The sequence below is a fragment of the Actinobaculum massiliense genome (assembly GCF_001457435.1).
Lineage (GTDB): Bacteria > Actinomycetota > Actinomycetes > Actinomycetales > Actinomycetaceae > Actinobaculum > Actinobaculum massiliense.
Genome location: NZ_LN881717.1, coordinates 1,210,044 through 1,226,394 on the forward strand (window position 1 = coordinate 1,210,044; position 16,351 = coordinate 1,226,394).

General features: G+C 59.7%; 13 protein-coding genes. 11 read left to right on the forward strand and 2 right to left on the reverse strand.

Annotated features, from left to right (window positions below; genetic code table 11):
• Nucleotide 1: 1 nt before the first annotated feature.
• The 5 genes from BN2664_RS07110 to BN2664_RS09450 all read left to right on the forward strand — a co-directional run bounded on the left by BN2664_RS07110 (nt 2) and on the right by BN2664_RS09450 (nt 5,960).
• The gene (locus tag BN2664_RS07110) at nt 2-2,146 is read left to right on the forward strand and encodes a dipeptide/oligopeptide/nickel ABC transporter permease/ATP-binding protein (protein WP_051014100.1); all 2,145 of its coding nucleotides are present in this window, start codon (nt 2-4) and stop codon (nt 2,144-2,146) included.
• A gap of 3 nt (nt 2,147-2,149) precedes the next feature.
• Nucleotides 2,150-3,010 carry an ABC transporter ATP-binding protein gene (locus tag BN2664_RS07115; RefSeq protein ID WP_007000883.1) on the forward strand — a complete coding sequence of 287 codons (861 nt, stop codon included), beginning with the start codon at nt 2,150-2,152 and terminating at the stop codon, nt 3,008-3,010.
• Entirely contained in the window at nt 3,010-3,930 is a 921-nt protein-coding gene (locus BN2664_RS07120) for a dihydrodipicolinate synthase family protein (protein ID WP_007000882.1), read from the forward strand. The genes BN2664_RS07115 and BN2664_RS07120 overlap by 1 nt, the downstream gene beginning before the upstream one ends.
• Nucleotides 3,931-4,297: 367 nt before the next feature.
• The gene (locus tag BN2664_RS07125) at nt 4,298-5,152 is read left to right on the forward strand and encodes an alpha/beta fold hydrolase (protein WP_162137561.1); all 855 of its coding nucleotides are present in this window, start codon (nt 4,298-4,300) and stop codon (nt 5,150-5,152) included.
• On the forward strand, nt 5,127-5,960 hold the full coding sequence (locus tag BN2664_RS09450) for a FadR/GntR family transcriptional regulator (protein WP_007000880.1): 834 nt from the start codon (nt 5,127-5,129) through the stop codon (nt 5,958-5,960). Before BN2664_RS07125 ends, BN2664_RS09450 begins: the two co-directional genes overlap by 26 nt.
• On the opposite strand, the gene BN2664_RS07135 is transcribed toward BN2664_RS09450, so the two are convergent.
• Nucleotides 5,957-6,616, reverse strand: coding sequence for a GNAT family N-acetyltransferase (locus BN2664_RS07135; RefSeq protein ID WP_162137560.1), 660 nt, complete (start codon nt 6,614-6,616; stop codon nt 5,957-5,959). The genes BN2664_RS09450 and BN2664_RS07135 overlap by 4 nt on opposite strands.
• A 189-nt stretch (nt 6,617-6,805) precedes the next feature.
• Here BN2664_RS07135 and BN2664_RS07140 point away from each other — a divergent pair, with 189 nt between their 5' ends.
• The 6 genes from BN2664_RS07140 to BN2664_RS07160 all read left to right on the forward strand — a co-directional run bounded on the left by BN2664_RS07140 (nt 6,806) and on the right by BN2664_RS07160 (nt 15,346).
• The gene (locus BN2664_RS07140; protein WP_007000878.1) at nt 6,806-10,273 is read left to right on the forward strand and encodes a glycoside hydrolase family 2 TIM barrel-domain containing protein; all 3,468 of its coding nucleotides are present in this window, start codon (nt 6,806-6,808) and stop codon (nt 10,271-10,273) included.
• 82 nt (nt 10,274-10,355) lie between these two features.
• Nucleotides 10,356-11,759 (forward strand): extracellular solute-binding protein, encoded by a 1,404-nt coding sequence (locus BN2664_RS07145; protein WP_007000877.1) that lies wholly within the window; start codon nt 10,356-10,358, stop codon nt 11,757-11,759.
• A 127-nt stretch (nt 11,760-11,886) separates the two neighbouring features.
• A complete protein-coding gene (locus tag BN2664_RS07150; protein WP_051014165.1) occupies nt 11,887-12,816 on the forward strand; it encodes a carbohydrate ABC transporter permease in 930 nt (309 codons plus the stop codon).
• Nucleotides 12,813-13,763, forward strand: coding sequence for a carbohydrate ABC transporter permease (locus tag BN2664_RS07155; protein ID WP_007000875.1), 951 nt, complete (start codon nt 12,813-12,815; stop codon nt 13,761-13,763). Before BN2664_RS07150 ends, BN2664_RS07155 begins: the two co-directional genes overlap by 4 nt.
• A gap of 72 nt (nt 13,764-13,835) precedes the next feature.
• Nucleotides 13,836-13,979: a hypothetical protein gene (locus tag BN2664_RS09200; RefSeq protein ID WP_155856457.1), complete on the forward strand. Its 144-nt coding sequence runs from the start codon at nt 13,836-13,838 to the stop codon at nt 13,977-13,979.
• On the forward strand, nt 13,976-15,346 hold the full coding sequence (locus tag BN2664_RS07160) for an alpha-L-fucosidase (protein WP_007000874.1): 1,371 nt from the start codon (nt 13,976-13,978) through the stop codon (nt 15,344-15,346). Before BN2664_RS09200 ends, BN2664_RS07160 begins: the two co-directional genes overlap by 4 nt.
• 120 nt (nt 15,347-15,466) lie before the next feature.
• On the opposite strand, the gene BN2664_RS07165 is transcribed toward BN2664_RS07160, so the two are convergent.
• Nucleotides 15,467-16,219 carry a sulfite exporter TauE/SafE family protein gene (locus BN2664_RS07165; protein ID WP_007000873.1) on the reverse strand — a complete coding sequence of 251 codons (753 nt, stop codon included), beginning with the start codon at nt 16,217-16,219 and terminating at the stop codon, nt 15,467-15,469.
• Nucleotides 16,220-16,351 lie beyond the last annotated feature (132 nt).

Consider the following 16,351-nt stretch of genomic DNA (forward strand, 5'->3'; position numbering starts at 1 on the left):
GATGGGACGGAAGAAACTAACAAAGAAGCTGGAAGGTGGCCCGGTGCGCTTCAAGCGTTTCCGCGCCATGAGCCTGGGATCACAGATCTCTCTGCTGGTGATCCTGGCGCTAATTTTGGTTGCTATTTTCGCCAATTTCATTGCCCCGCATGATCCGCTGGAGATCTTCACCGCGAAGGAAGCGCCTTCTGGCACACACCTTTTCGGTACGGACGATAAGGGCCGCGACGTGCTCTCGCGCGTTATGTACGGTGGCCGTTACTCGCTGGTGGTGGGCTTTGTGGCCCTCTTTATCGCGTTGCTCTTTGGCTCCATTATTGGTGCCACCGCCGCGGTATCACGCAAGTGGGTTTCGGAACTGATCATGCGCTGCCTCGACGTGATTATGGCTATCCCCGGCATCGCTCTGGTGGCTGTTTTCGTGGTGGTGTTCAATAACTCGCTCATCACGATTTCCATATCGATTGGTGTGGTCTACATACCCCAGTTAGCCCGCGTGGTTCGCGCGAATGTGTTGTCCGAATACGGCGAGGATTACGTACGTGCGGTGATCGTCTCCGGTGCTCGTGCACCGTGGATCCTCCTCAAGCACGTGGTGCGCAACTGCGCCGCTCCGGTCATGGTGTTCGCGACGGTTCTGGTGGCGGATGCGATCGTGCTCGAAGCATCGCTCTCCTTTATCCAGGCCGGTATTCAAGAGCCGACGCCGACGTGGGGCAATATCTTGTCCGACGCCCAGGGTGGTGTGATGGCCGGACGCTGGTGGCAGGCGCTGTACCCGGGCCTGGCAATTATGATCACCGTGCTGTGCTTGAACATCCTTTCTGAGGGCATCACCGACGCCATGGTGGTGGCTCCGAAGGGCCAGAGCTCCGTTGATGAAACGGCTGGCGCGGAGTCTCGCTCCGAAGCCGATCGCCTCATCTCCGATCCGGTGCTCGCCTACGAAGCCCAGCACAATGCGTTGGTCGCTCGCCTGGATCGCCTGCGCGAGGTCGAATCCAAGCGCAACGATCGATTCGTGCCGACCTCCACGGAGGAACCGGTTATTCAGGTCAACAACCTATGCATTCGCTTCCCGCGGCACGGGGACATCGACGTCGTCGATCACGTCTCCTTTGCCGTACGACCCGGGGAAACCATGGGCCTGGTGGGCGAATCCGGTTGCGGCAAGTCGATTACGGCGTTCTCCATCATGGGCCTGCTACCCGCGGAGGCGGAAATTTCCGGCGAAATCCTTTACAACGGCAAGAACCTCCTCGAGATCTCGCCGAAGGAACACAACGATCTACGCGGCAACGAGATCGCCATGATTTACCAGGATGCTCTCTCCTCGCTCAACCCTTCGATGCTGATCAAGTCTCAGATGAAGCAGCTGACCAGCCGCGGGGGTACCCGTAGCGCGGAGGAACTCCTGGAGCTGGTGGAACTGGACCCGAAGCGTACGCTCGAGTCCTACCCGCACGAGCTTTCCGGCGGTCAGCGCCAGCGCGTCCTCATCGCCATGGCGCTCACCCGTGATCCGAAGCTCCTCATCGCTGACGAACCGACCACCGCTCTGGACGTGACGGTCCAGAAGCAGGTGATTGACCTGCTCAATCGCCTGCAGGAGAAGCTTGGCTTCGCGATGATCTTCGTCTCGCACGATTTGGCGCTGGTGGCCGAGGTGGCTAACAGCATTACGGTGATGTACGCCGGCCAGGTTGTGGAGCAGGCTTCCACAAAGGAACTGCTGATGGATCCTCGCCACGAGTACACGCGCGGACTGCTTGGTTCGGTGCTTTCGATCGAGGCCGGTTCTGGACGCCTGCATCAGGTTCCCGGCACCGTGCCTTCGCCGAAGGACTTCCCGGCGGGCGATCGTTTCGCACCGCGTTCCTCGCACCCGACGGTGGGTCTGGATACCAAACCTGTACTTATCCGCGTTCCCGATACCTGGCACTTCTACGCCGGGCATCCGGAAGCGCAATCGGGTGCGCACGCGCTGGATGCCGAGCCGCTCGGTGGCGTGGAAATCGAGGACCGCGAGGCCGGGCGCCGCGCGATCGTCGAGGGTGAAGTCGCCGGGTCTCGGATGACCGATGAAGAAGCGGACGCGCAACGCCTCCAGGTTGAGCGCGGGGCCGCGGAAGATGGAGAGGAGTAAACGATGACAACAGATCGTATTGCTTCCCGTGAAGAGCTCCAGCGCATGGAAAGCGGAGAGCCACTCATCGAGCTGAAGGACGTTGACGTTACCTTCACGACTCGTACCGGCAAGCTTTTCAACCCGAATAAGGTGCACGCTGTCAAGAACGTGAATATCGCTCTTTATCCGGGCGAAACGATCGGTATCGTTGGTGAATCCGGTTCGGGTAAATCAACGACGGCGAACGTAATGTGCGGCCTGCAGCAGGCTACCGGTGGCAAGGTCTACTTCAAGGGTCACGATGTGACCCACCGTAGCGCCAAGGCCCGCAAGGTCATTGGGCGCGTCGTTTCGGTGGTCTTCCAGGATCCGGCAACGGCGTTGAATGCTCGTATGAACGTGCATGACCAGCTCCTTGATCCGCTTCTTGTACACAAGATCGGGGATGCGCAGTCGCGCGAAAAGCGCGTACGCGAGCTGATCTCCTTCGTGGGCCTGCCGGCCTCTGCTCTGGAAGCGCTTCCCGGGCAGCTTTCGGGTGGTCAGCGCCAGCGCGTGGCAATTGCGCGTGCGCTTTCGCTCGAACCCGATGTGATTATTGCGGACGAACCGACCTCGGCACTCGACGTGTCTGTACGCGCGCAGATCCTCAACTTGCTCTCGGATTTGAAAACCGAGCTGGGAATGTCAATGGTCTTCATTAGCCACGACATTCAGACAGTTCGTTACGTTTCGGATCGCATCGCGGTAATGAACCGCGGAGAGTTTGTAGAAGAAGGGCCCGCTGAGCAGGTTCTTCACAGTCCCCGGGACGAGTACACGAGGACCCTCCTCGCGGCCACTCCGTCCCTCCTGCACCCTAATCTGGGAGGAAAAGAATAATGGCAGATTCACGTTTCAGGGGTGTCATTCCCCCGGTCGTGACGCCGCTGACGGCCGACCGTCAGTTCGACGAGAAATCGTTCGAGAATAACGTCAATCGAATGATCGAGGCAGGGGTCGATGGCCTCTTCTTCCTCGGTTCCACCGGAGAAGTAGCGTTTTCGACGCCGTCGCGCCGGCGCGAGATCATCGAAGCCGCGGTGCGCGTGGTCAACGGACGGGTTCCGGTTCTGGCCGGCGTCGTTGATATGCAAACCGAGCAGATGATTGAGCACGGCCTGCAGGCCAAGGAGCTGGGCGTTGACGCCATTGTGGCAACTGCTCCGTTCTACGCGCTGTCATCTGTCAAGGAAGACGAAGCTTCCTTCCGCGCGCTGCACGAGGCGGTGGATCTGCCGCTGTTCGCCTACGACCTTCCGGTTTGTGTGCACAAGAAGCTCGGCGTGGACATGCTGATGCGCTTGGCCAACGACGGCGTGCTCGCCGGCGTGAAGGATTCTTCCGGCGACGACGTCAACTTCCGCTACCTGGTGCGCGCCAACAAGGCCGCGGGCTCACCGCTCTCGGTTCTGACCGGGCACGAGGTCGTGGTCGACGGCGCCTATATGTCTGGCGCGGACGGATCCGTTCCCGGCCTGGGCAATGTTGACGCTCGTAGCTACGTTGAGCAGTGGCAGGCCGCGCAGGCCGGCGACTGGGATAAGGTCCGCGAGATTCAGGACCGCCTGGCCGGCCTGATGCGCATCGCCATGGTCGCCAAGGCCACCGCCGGATTCGGCGTGGGCGTGGGCGGATTCAAGACGGCGCTCATGCTCCTCGGTGTAATCGAAACCAACCAGATGCCTCGCCCGGTCGAGGCGCTCGAAGGGGCGGATGTTGAGGCTGTTCGCCAGATTTTGGTCGAATCGGGTTTGCTCTAAACAGCTGATCTGAACGGCTAACTGAGCCGGGCGAGTTCAGCCGCCACGCTGCGCCCGGTGCCTCGCTCCCGTTTCGGGATCGGGCCCTGGATCGAAAAGATCCGGGGCCCGATTTTTGTTCCTCCGCCCTCCCGATGATTCCGCGAATGTTGCGGGGCGGGTGCGGGGCGATTTTTCCGCGAATGTTGCGTGCGGAGGTTTGGTGCGGGTGCGCGGCGATAAGGAATCGCGATCGCACCTAGGTAATTTGTCTGACATTAGGTACAATTCAGTTAGATCGGCAGTGGTGACCACGCAATGGTGCGCGGGTTTTGCTCTTGCTGTGGTCTTTATGTTTCTGTGGCATTTCAAGGCACTGAGAGGAAACGTGTTAAGCATTATCCTCAGCGGGAATGAAACGAGCTCCCCGCTGATCGCGCTCACCCACGGCGTTACCGACAACGCCGCCTCTCTTGCCGCGCTCGTGAGCGAGCTCAATCCCCGCTTCCGCGTGGCCGCAATCGACTTGCTGGGCCACGGCCTTTCGCCTCGCCTCACGCCCGAACAGCTCGAACATCCCTTTGCTGCCCAAGCGCAGGCGTTAGAAGAGACCTACGCGCAGCTCGCGCGGTGGAGCGGCCGTCCCGTTATCGCGATTGCGCACTCCATGGGAGCCGCGCTAACAAGTTACGTGGCTGCCCGCTGCCCCGAGCTTTTTGCCGGCCTAGTTTTGGAAGAGCCGGCCTGGCTCGATTCCGCCGGGCGCGCCCGCTACCGGGCAGCTGGACCGCAGGCGGCGAAAAGAGCGGAATGGATTGCGCGCAATATGGACCAGGCCCTGGCCGAGTTAGCCCGTGAGCATCCGGCCTGGAGCACGGCGGAGCGAGCCGGATGGGCACAGGCGAAAGTTCAGGTAGACACAGAATTCGTAGGTACCGGGATCGTTACTTTCGACGAGCCTTGGGAGCTCATAGCGCAAAAACTCACCATGCCAACTCTGGTTATTAGTTCCGACGGTGCAGATGTGCTCCTCGGCCCGGGCGGGCTGGAGGAAATTCACGCGGCCGCTCCGCACCTGGAGGTGTGCCTGATTCCCGGTGCCCGCCACGAAGTGAGGCGTGACCAAGGCGCGGCGTACAGCGGCGTCGTCGGGAAATTCCTTCGGGAAACGGTGCGGAAGGGCGCGAAAAATTTAGCAGAGGCGAAGGGGGCTCGTTGTGGCACGCAAAAAGTCCATGGCTAAAAGCGGGTGGGGAACCCAGCAACACAAGGAGAATTCCGCGATTCTAGCGGTGGAGACGGTGACGGGTGCGCGCAAAAAGCCGGCGCATCGCGTGGATATCGTGATGACTTCCATCAAGTCCTATATTCTTCAGCATCACCTCGGGCCCGGAGATCAGCTCCCGACGGAGGCGCAACTCTGCGAGGAGCTGGGGGTTTCGCGTTCCTCGGTGCGCGAGGCGCTTTCGAAGCTTGAGGCTCTCAATATTGTGGCTCCCAAGCAGGGGCGCGGCACGGTGATTGGCGATATGTCCTTCACCCCGCTGGTGGAGTCGCTACTCCTGCGCGCCACTTTGGAGGAAGGCGCCGACGCGCACGGGGTACAAAAAATTGTGGCGCTACGCCGTTACCTCGACTTGGGCATGAGCACAGACGTGGTTGCGGCACTGCGCGGCACCGAGAATCCGGAGCTGCGCGATATCCTGCGCCGGATGAAGGAGAAGGCGCTACGCGGCGAGAGATTCTGGGAAGAAGACATCCGCTTCCATACCGAAATCGTTGACTCGCTACACAACGCCGTTGCTTCGCAGGTACTCACCGCCCTGTGGGTGGTGCATGGGCTATCCATGCATGAGATGGGCGGCGAGGAAACCAACCAGCAGATGTTGGAGACGGCGCGCGCTCACGAGCGGATTCTCGACGCCGCGGAGGCGGGCGATATTTTTGCCTACCGCGGTGCGGTGAACGACCACTACAAGCCGCTCGAAAGCATTATTGCCGCCTTCGAAGCAAAGGAAGCCCAGGAGGGCAAGGAGGGCGCTGCCTCCTAGTCCTCCAGCTCGCGGGTTTCCCCGGCGGGGACCTGGATATCGGCATCCATAAGCGCGTAGGAGAAGGGGGAATCCGGGAACGGCTTGCCGCTGGGGGCGGGCGCGGGCGTATCGCTCAGTTTGCGCGAAATCGTCAGGCCGAGCACATTGCGGGTAGAGCCGGGTTCTTCGGGAACGGGGCGATAGAGCAGATAGGAAACTTCCGTCTCCGAGGTGTTCCAGGTGTGCCAGAACCCGGTGCGGATAAATCCGAGTTTTTCGTAGAAGGGGAGCAGGCGCGGAACGCAATCGAGGCGAATTTGCTTCAGCCCGCGCTCGCGCGCCACGTCGATAAGGATCTCAAAAAGGTCGCGCGCCAAACCGCGCCCGCCATACTCGGGGTTGACCATCAGCGAATGCAGATAGAGAGCTTTTCGGTTATCCGGCCAGAGGAGTGGATCGGAATCAAGGAGCCGCACGGCGACGGCGATATCATCGCCGTCGCGAATCGCCCACCATTCGCCGTCGCGAATAAGTTGCTCGATTTGCTCGGCGCCCATCGATCCTACGGGCCACTGCTCAATGCCTTCCGCGGCAAGGGATTCTTCAATCTCTCGCCGAATGCGGGCGAGCTGTTGCACGTCCTCGAGGGTGCACTGTGTCAGCACTTTTTCCACCAGCAAAGAGTACAGCCGCGTCCCCCTTTTGCGACACCCCTGCCGAAGGGAAAAATGTGGGATCTGCGGCAGAGAAGTTAATGCCTACAACAAATTAGCGGGCTAAGTATTTTGTGATCGCTCCTCCGAGCGTGCACAATGGTGTGGTTCGGATTTTGGAACCGACTACCATTCTGAGGAGTAAAGGCAATGATGCAACTGGGTAGCAACGTGTCCGACGAATTCTACGAGCCCTACGCGGGGGCGGTGTTGCCTCCTCGCTCGTGGCCGGGGTCGGAAGAGCGCTTCCTCGATCTGAACGGCGAATGGAGTTTCTGCTACTACCCAGCCGATCCGGATCCCCTACTCAATCCTTCGCGCCCGGCTCCGCGACCCATTCCGGAGGGTGAAACGGACTCCATGCGCGTTCCCTCCCACTGGGTGCTTCCTGCCGGAAAATTCGGCGCTCCGGCCTATACGAACGTCAACTTTCCTTTCGCCATCACCCCGCCGCTTCCTCCCGATTCCAACCCGACCGGCGATTACTGGCGAACCGTTACCGTGCCAGAAGAATGGCTTGTTGCCGGTTCTACCCGCTTGCGGCTCGACGGCGTTGAGTCGGCGGCGCGAATTTGGATCAACGGGGTGTGGGCCGGGTTTACAACGGGTTCGCGAATGCCTCGCGAATTCGAGATTCGCGAGTTGCTTCACGCGGGCGAAAACGAGGTCTTCATCCGGGTCAACCAGTTCTCTCGCGGCACCTACGTGGAAGACCAGGACCAATGGTGGTTACCGGGAATCTTCCGAGATGTGACGCTGCGTCACCTGGAGCCAGGCGAAATCGAGGATGTGTGGGTCAGTACCGATTTTGACCCGAGCACCGGCGAGGGGAACATCCGTGTTGAGGCACTGACCCTTCAGACCGGGGAGCTTTCTGTGGGCGCTGCTTCTGCCAGCACGGTTTCTGCTGGGGTGCTTCCAGCCGCGGCCGGTAGCGCCGACGAAAACGCGGAATCATCGCCGCGAGGGGAGGAGGAATTCCGGGTGCGAATTCCTGAGCTAGCGTTCACCGCTCCCTTGCGCGTAGCTAGCGAAGATTCCGCGCAAATTGCGCCCGGCCGGGCGCGGTACGTGTGCGACTGGACGGGCGTGGGAGCGGTGGAGCCGTGGGATTGCGATACGCCTCGACGCTACGAGGTAATCGTGGAAAACCGAGATAGTCAGCGCCGCCTCCGCAGCGGCTTCCGGCGCGTCGAAATCATCGACGGGCAACTTCTAGCCAATGGACTTCCCCTCAAGGTTATTGGTGTCAATAGGCATGAGGTGAGAGTGGACGCCGGCCGGGTTTTCGACGAGGAATTTTCGCGGAATGATCTGCGGGCGATGAAAGCGTTCAATATCAACTCCATTCGCACGGCTCACTACCCGCCCCACCCGAAGCTTCTCGATCTCGCGGATGAAATGGGTTTTTGGGTGATGCTCGAATGCGACGTGGAGACCCACGGGTTCCAGTACTCCGGGTCCTCCGAATGGGCCGGTAATCCCTCGGATGATCCGGCTTGGCGCACTGCTTTCCTCGACCGGGCGCGGCGAACCTTTGAACGAGACAAGAACCATCCCAGCATCTTTAGCTGGTCGCTCGGAAACGAATCGGGGACCGGGGAGAATCTGGCGGCGATGTCTGCTTGGATCCACGCGCGTGATCCGCGGGCAATCGTTCATTACGAGTCCGATCACGACCACGCTTACACCGATATTTACGCGCGTATGTACGCCACTTACGAAGAGGTGGAAGCGGTGTTGGACGGTGCGCCCGAAGATCCGGTGGCGGTGCCTTCCCATTTAGCGGGGAAGGTCGACGCCGATGCGCGGCGCCGACTGCGCGCCGCACCTTATTTGCTCTGCGAGTACCTGCATGCCATGGGAACCGGGCCGGGAGGAGCCGATGGCTATGCCCGACTCTTCCACCATCGGCGATCCATGGGTGGCTACCTGTGGGAGTGGCGCGATCACGGACTGTGGAAAGTTGATGAAGATGGGCGGCGAACGATCGCCTACGGCGGAGATTTCGGTGAGAAAATCCACGACGGAAACTTCGTCACTGACGGTCTGCTCGGCTCACTCGGCGAGGTAGATTCCGGCCTGATTAACTGGGCGACGGTTATGGCCCCCATTCAAATACGGAGTTCGGGCGCCGATAACTCCGGCGTCACCCTCGTCAACCAGTGGTCGCGTAACCGTTGCGAGGGTTTGGCTTTGCGCTGGACCCTCCAGTCGCTTGGCCCACGAGGGAGCGCGGAGGGTGGCGAGGCAACCGGGGTTGTTTCCATTCCTGCGTTCGACGGCGAAGTTCGACTGGAACTTCCCGAGCTGGCGCAGGCGTGCGAACGAGCAGAAGAGCGGTGGCCCGGCACGCGCTGGGCGGTGCGTTACTGCGTGGTTGCCAGCGATGGCTACGGGCTGGAATTTGCCAGCAATGGAGAGCGTGAACGCGGCATTTCCATTCATCCGATCGCCGGTTACCACCCGGTTCCCACTGGCTTTACTGACGGGTGTGGCCAACGCGTGGTGACCCACGCCTTTACCGAGCTGGATCCGGTAGAAAAGCGTTCCGCGGAAATCCGGGGTGGGGAGGAAAAAAGCTTCCTGGTTGACGAACGTGGCATGCTTCGCAGGGTTGGGAAAATCGATCTGCGGGGAATTGATCTGACGGCTTTCCGCGCGCCCACCGATAATGATCGCGGGCACTCGCAAGCTGATTACTGGGGCCTCGACGAGGTCGGAGAAATTGGGGAGGGCCACGATACGCGAGGCCCGTCCAACGCCGACCACTGGCAGAGCGCGAATGTTTCTATGCTCACGCGCCAGTTGCGGGCCCTCGAGCGCCAAAGTGACGGGGTGGTTCGTGTGCGCGAAAGGTGGGGCGCACCGTCCTTCCAGTACGGAGCGGACGTAGAGATTACCTATCGGCCGGTGCGCGAAGGAGTGCTGGTTACCTACGCAGTGCGGCTGGATGGACAGTGGCCCGAGGTGCTGGGCCGGCTAGGGATGCGCCTAGAGATTCCGGACCCCGAATGGAAGATCGACTGGGTCGGTTCCGGGCCCGGACTTGCCTATCCCGATATGGCGCACGCTAGTTGGCCGGGGGTTTTTAGCGCGCAAAGCGTGGAGGCGATGTGGGAGCGCCACGAAAAGCCGCAGGAGGGTGGTTTTCGTCCGGGCATGCGAGAGCTGCATCTCAGCAAGCCTGGCGCCGCTACCGATATCACCGCCGCCGCTACCGCTGAGGCCGGGACTCAAGCCGGCGCGGGGAGCGGAGCGGCCGTGCCGGCCCGGCTGTCCATTATTCCGATGGGCGATGCCGAGTTTGGGGAAGCCTATGGTTCTGCATCGGAAACGGCGGTTTCTGATAGGAAAAAATCGCGCGTCCAAAAACTCGCCGCGCGAGGGGGAAACGCCGCCGAAGTCGGGTTTTCGATTTGTAATCAAAACGAGATCAACATGGATGAAGCCTCCCATTGGGATGACCTACCTACCTCTAGTTCCACCTTTATTTGGCTAGATTTCGGGCAAAACGGGATTGGTACGAGGTCTTGCGGGCCGGGCGTACGGCCAGAATTCCAGCTCCGGGCGACTTCCAATAGGCAGAACAGTGTTTCGTTTTTGCTGAGATCGTAATACCATTGTTCAAGTCGGATCCACGATCGAGACGACTCCGGGCGACGTTGCCCGGTAGTAGAGCGACCAACGGAGGTCTTTAATGAAGTATCGGAAGTTTACGGCGGTGGCCGGTGCGGTCATGGCCCTGTCCCTAGGTTTGGCTGGATGTAGCTCAAACGGCTCAGGAGATACGAATAGCGAAAGCGGCATCCCGAAGCCCGCCGTTTCCTGCGATATCCCCGCACAGAATATTGACGCAAGCAAGATTGACACCTCGAAGGTGGAAGGCGAAATCACTTTCCAGACGCAGGGTCTGCAGGCCGATTTCGCTCCGTTCTTCAAGCAGAAGATTGCCGAGTTCGAGGCGGCTAACCCCGGCACCAAGATCAACTGGACTGATCAGGGTGGCGGCACCGGCTTCGACCAGGCCATCACCTCGCAGGCCGCTAACTGCCAGATGGCCGACGTCGTCAACGTGGCTTCGTCGTCGATCCTCGCGCTGTCGACCGCCAATCTGCTGATGGATTTGGACGTCAAGGCGCCCGGCATTGGCGATAAGTTCATTTCGACTATCTGGGATTCCACCGCGCTGGGAGCCCAGGATCACCACACCGCCTTGCCGTGGTACTTCGGTCCGTACGTAACGACCTACAACAAGCAGGTGTTCGAGCGTGCGGGTCTGGATCCGACTACTCCGCCCAAGACGATGGAAGATATGCTCGACCAGGCCGATAAGGTGGCTGCCGCCAAGACCGGCGATTACGCCATCTACGGTTCGCCGGACTGGTACCTGGTGGCTCAGTTGCACGGCATGGGCATTGAGCTCCTCAACAAGGATCACACCGCGTTCGACTTTGCCGATAACGAGACCGCGATTAACTACGTACAGCGCCTCTCAGATCTGTACAAGAACGGCGGAATTCCTCACGACTCGCTGACCGGCCAGCCCGATCCCGGCCAGGCTTACGCCGATGGCAACCTTGCCTTCGGAACGCCGAACGCCTCCTACCTCAAGGCGGTACGCGATAACAACCGCCAGGTCTACGAGAACACCGGAATTGGTCAGTTCCCGACGAACCCGGATGTAGCGCCGGTGTTTGAAGGTCAGTACGTGGCGGTTTCCGTCACTACCAAGAACGCCCCGCTTTCCGTGAAGTTCGCAGAGTTCATTACGAACGCTGAGAACCAGTACGCCTGGGCTCACGACGGTGGCGCCATTGTCTTCCCGTCGGTGGGCGAAGCCCTCGACAAGATCGTTGCCGAACCGCCGACCTTCGCCGATGATCCGGTTTTCCAGGAAGCCTATGGAGAGGCCGCCAAGGCGGCGAAGAACGCCGAGGCTTACCTCGATATCTTCTACGTCAACGGTGCGGTACAGAGCGCACTGGTTGAGAACGTCAACGCAGCGATTCGCGGAGAGGTTGCGCCGGCCGACGCGTTGCAGTCAGCGCAGAAGGAAATGAACCGGCTCTTGGATGAACTGAATGCTGACCGCCAAGGCTAAGCGTCTTCGCGGCTGACACGAGGTGGGGCCGGCCAAACGGATGGCCGGCCCCACTCTCAACCGCCCGTCAATTACTAACTTGCCGCTGTAGGAGGCAAAGGTGAGCACGGAAATAGAAACAAAATCGGTGGAGGTCCGCACACCGAAAAAGAAGAAGCGGGTCGAACAACGGTTGAACGGTGCCGCTCGGTTCCGTAAGCCGTGGGTCCCGTGGTTATGGGTAGGGTTGCCGATCGCGGCGATGTTGCTCTTCTACATCTACCCATTTATCAATACGATCGTCACATCATTTACCCACACCCGGCCGCTGGGTTCGATGGGGCCTTTCAACGGAGTAAAGAATTACCAGTACATTTTCGGAGATGATGTTTTCTGGCAGGCCGTTGGAAACTCCCTTATCTACGCGCTGGTGGTCGTGCCGCTGATGGTCTTCCTGCCGCTTCTTCTAGCGCTCCTGGTTCGCACGAACGTTCCCGGTATTGGTTTCTTCCGTGCCATGTTCTACATCCCAGCTGTTTGCTCGCTGGTGGTTATTTCGATTGCCTGGCGTTTCCTGCTCGATCAGCAGGGCCCCATCAATAACTTCTTGCGAGGCATCGGGCTCCTCGAGAATTCGATCCCGTTCCTCTCCAATCGTTGGTTGATTCTCTTCTGCGCCATGCTCATCACCCTGTGGCAGGGCCTTCCCTACTACATGATTCTTTACCTCTCGGCCCTCGTGAACATCGACGATTCGCTTTACGAGGCCGCGGAACTTGACGGCGCCGGTCCCGTGCGGCGCTTCTTCACCGTAACGGTTCCGGGTGTTCGAATCATGATGTATCTGGTAGGCGTGCTGTGCCTGATCGGATCGCTGAAGATCTTCACTGAGGTCTACCTGCTCGGTGGCGATAATTCACCGACAAAGACGATCACCATGTACATCCGCGATCAGATCCAGGATCCGACGTTCGGTTCGCTGGGTCGTGGCACCGCGGCATCGGTATTCCTGTTCCTCATCACGTTTGGATTCATCCTGCTGTCGCAGCGGATCCAGAGTAAGGCTGAAAACGAATGACGACTCAAGTAGATACCGTAAAGCTTTCCGAGGCGAAGTCCGACGGCGTCGTTGATCGCCTACGCCAGCGACGTAGGCAACGCCGGCTAGCGAACGAAGCCGCTCGCGGCACCTCCCGCACTCTGCGCGGCTGGGCGTTAGTTCGCCGCTATATTGTGCTGACGATCATCCTCATTATTTTGGTGGGGCCAATCCTTCTGCCGCTTTTCTCCGCTTTCAAGACACCCGGCGAACCCGTTTTCGGCGCCCAGTCCTCCATCATTCCCCAGGAATGGTCACTCGAATCCTTCCGCAGGTTGTTTGAGCGCACCGATATCCTCGGGTCGATTCTCAATTCGGCCATCGTCGTGGCGCTGTGCACGGCGTCGAACCTCGTTTTGTCCACCATGGGCGGCTATATGCTCTCTCGCCGCGGATGGAATGGCCGCACAATCTGCTACTTCATCGTGTTGTGCGCAATGATGTTCCCGTTCGAATCGATCATGCTTTCGCTGTTCTCCATGATGGTGGGCTTCGGTCTGTACGATTCGCTCCTCGGCGTGTGGTTGCCGACGATTCTCTACCCGTTCCAGCTCCTCTTCATGCGCGCTGCGTTCCTCGCCATTCCGGATGAGATTGAAGACGCGGCGCTTATTGACGGGGCGGGCGAGTTCCGCAGATTCATCTCGGTGATGCTCCCGCAGGTGAAGGGTTCGCTCACGGTGGTTGGTCTTATTACCTTCATCACCGTATGGTCGGATTTCCTCCTCCCGTTGCTCATCTTGCCGAGCCCGGACCATCAGACCCTGATGCTCACCCTCAACGCCATCCAGAATTCACCCCAAGGAACGAGTTATCAGCTGGTTCTTGCGGGTGCTGTTATTGCACTTCTGCCGCCCGTCCTCCTCTTCATGTTCACCCAGAGGTACTTCTTCCGGGGAATTGAAGCGGGCGGTCTGAAGTTCTAGGAGCCAGGCATGATTCGCGCGTGCGGGCACCGTGAAACCTAGCGGCAGAGCGTGACCCCGCGAGGTGAACCGGTGCGTGTTGAGTCCGCATTGCGTGGACGTATTGAGCCTGGCGCTGGCGGCGGCGTCGTCGTAAAAGATGACGCCGCCGCATTCTTTACCTACAACCCACGTGAGAAGAAGAACTTCCGGGAAACAAACAAGGAAATATTATGAGCGAAGAGTTCGATTTCACTCCGGATAAGCTCGAGGCGGCGGGCGCCCTTACCCCCGCGCCCGATCCGGGGTACCAGTGGCCTGCGGATCCGCGTACCGCCAAGGCGCTGGAGCATTGGCGAGACCTCAAGGTGGGGGTGATTATCCACTGGGGAATTTACGCCTATATTGGGCAGGCGGGTTCGTGGTCGCTGCATCGCGATTACCTCGGTGATTTCACGGAACCTCCCGCGCAGTGGGAGGGCGACGACGCCGCCTACCACACCTGGTACTGTGATCAGGCTAGAAACTTCACGGGCGAAGAGTTCGATGCGAAGGAATGGGCCGAAGCGTGCGCGGAAGCGGGTATGAAATACCTGGTCTTCACCACCAAGCATCATGACGGCTTCGCCATGTACGACACCGATTTCTCTAACTTCAAATCGACCTCGGAAGAATCCGGTCTCGGCCGTGATATTTTCCGGGAAGTTGTCGATGCCTTTCGCGGGGAAGGCATCGAAATAGGTGCCTACTTCTCGAAGGCCGACTGGAATCACCCCGGCTACTGGGACCGCTCGCGAACCCTCACCGATCGCTTCCATAACTACCCGATCGAGGAGCACCCCGCGAAGTGGCAGAGCTTCATCACCTACACCAAGAACCAGATCCACGAGATACTGAGCCGTTACGGAGACATTAACGTGCTCTGGCTCGATGCCGGGTGGGTGCGCGATCCGGAAGAACCAATCGACATGGATACGATTGCCGACCACGCCCGCGAACTTCAGCCAGATATTTTGGTGGTCGATCGCGAGGTGCACGGACGCAACGAAAACTACCGCACTCCCGAGCAAGAATTGCCCGATGAACTGCTCGAATATCCGTGGGAATCGTGTATAACCATGACGAAATCCTGGTGCTCCATGGAACGTGATGATCCGGTGAAGCCCATGCGGGAAATCATTCATAACCTCGTCGCCATTGTGGCGCGCGGCGGTAATTATCTCATTGGGATCGGTCCCGATAAAACCGGCCACATGTCGGTGCACATTCGCGAGGGCCTTCAGCAACTCGGGCAGTGGCTGGAGATCAACGGTGAGGGAATATACGCAACGCGTCCCGCCGCTCCCGATATTTCCGCGAGTATTTCCGGCGAGCCGGGCTCGGAGTGGTTTGCTACCGAAAAAGATGGGCGGATTTATCTGTTTGGAGTTGGAGAGGGTGATTCGCCCGCTCTAAGTTCGGTGCGGATAGGCCGAAAGGTGCGAAGCGCACGGGTGCTTGGCGGTGAAGTTGCCGAGGTGGCCGCCGCGGATGATCATTCCGAGATTTCGTTCAGTTCCGACGGTTCGCGCTGGGCTGTCGGTTTGGAGCTCGTGGTCGACTAAGCGGAATGGGGCTTTAGTGCTGGCGGGCGTGAAGCTGGCGGACTTATAACCGGCCGGCGAAAAAGCATGCGGGCATAAAGCTGGCGGGCGTGGCGAATGTGCTACGCCCGCCGCTCGCGTTCAGCCCAGCGCGGTCGTCACGCCGGTGTAGATAGAGATCGCCAGGAGCAAGGCCGCAAAAATAATCGTGAGTGTACGGGACGAAACACGGCTGGTTAGTGGCCCACCCACCAGGCCGCCGGCCATAGAGGCGAGGGCGAAAAGGAGAATGCCGCTCCAGTCCAAACTAATTCCCGCGGGGATTCTCGCTAGCAACCCGGTGGCGGACGTAATCGTCATGACCAAAAGCGAGGTGCCCGAGGCCTGGCGAATTGGGAGATTGAGGGTAAAGAGGAGCGCCGGAACAATCATGAATCCGCCTCCTACCCCAAAAAGTCCGGTGAGGATTCCGGTGCCAATGGCGCTCAGGACAACCTCCGACGCGCCGGACTGTTTCGCGGATTCTTCGCGAGGCGGTTGTAGAGCCTGCCAGAGCATCGCAATTCCTACGACGGCGAGGAGAATCGCGAAGGAAAACATAAGCGCGCGTCCGTCGATGCGATAGCTAATGTGCGTGCCCAGAACGGTTCCTACGCAACTCACGACGCCGAAGATCGCCCCCGTTTTCCAATTCACCTCGTGGTGGCGGGCGCGGAAGATGAGGGAGACGAGGGCGGTGAGGCCGACGATGATAAGCGATCCGGTCGCGGCATCGTGGGCCGAGTATCCCAGCAGGAAGAAAAGAGCGGGAACGGAAAGGATGCCGCCGCCGGCTCCGAGCGCGCCCACCACAATTCCAATGACGCAACCAATAATGAGCGACTGCGCGATCATGCCTCTCCCTTCGGTACCTCGGTGGCGGGGCACGGTTTGCCAGGCGTCCCAAAGCGAAGTAATAAAAGTCCTGCGAATCCATCGTGGAGTCTAATGCAGGCGGCAAACGGCCGGGTCGGAGAGTAAAAGAAT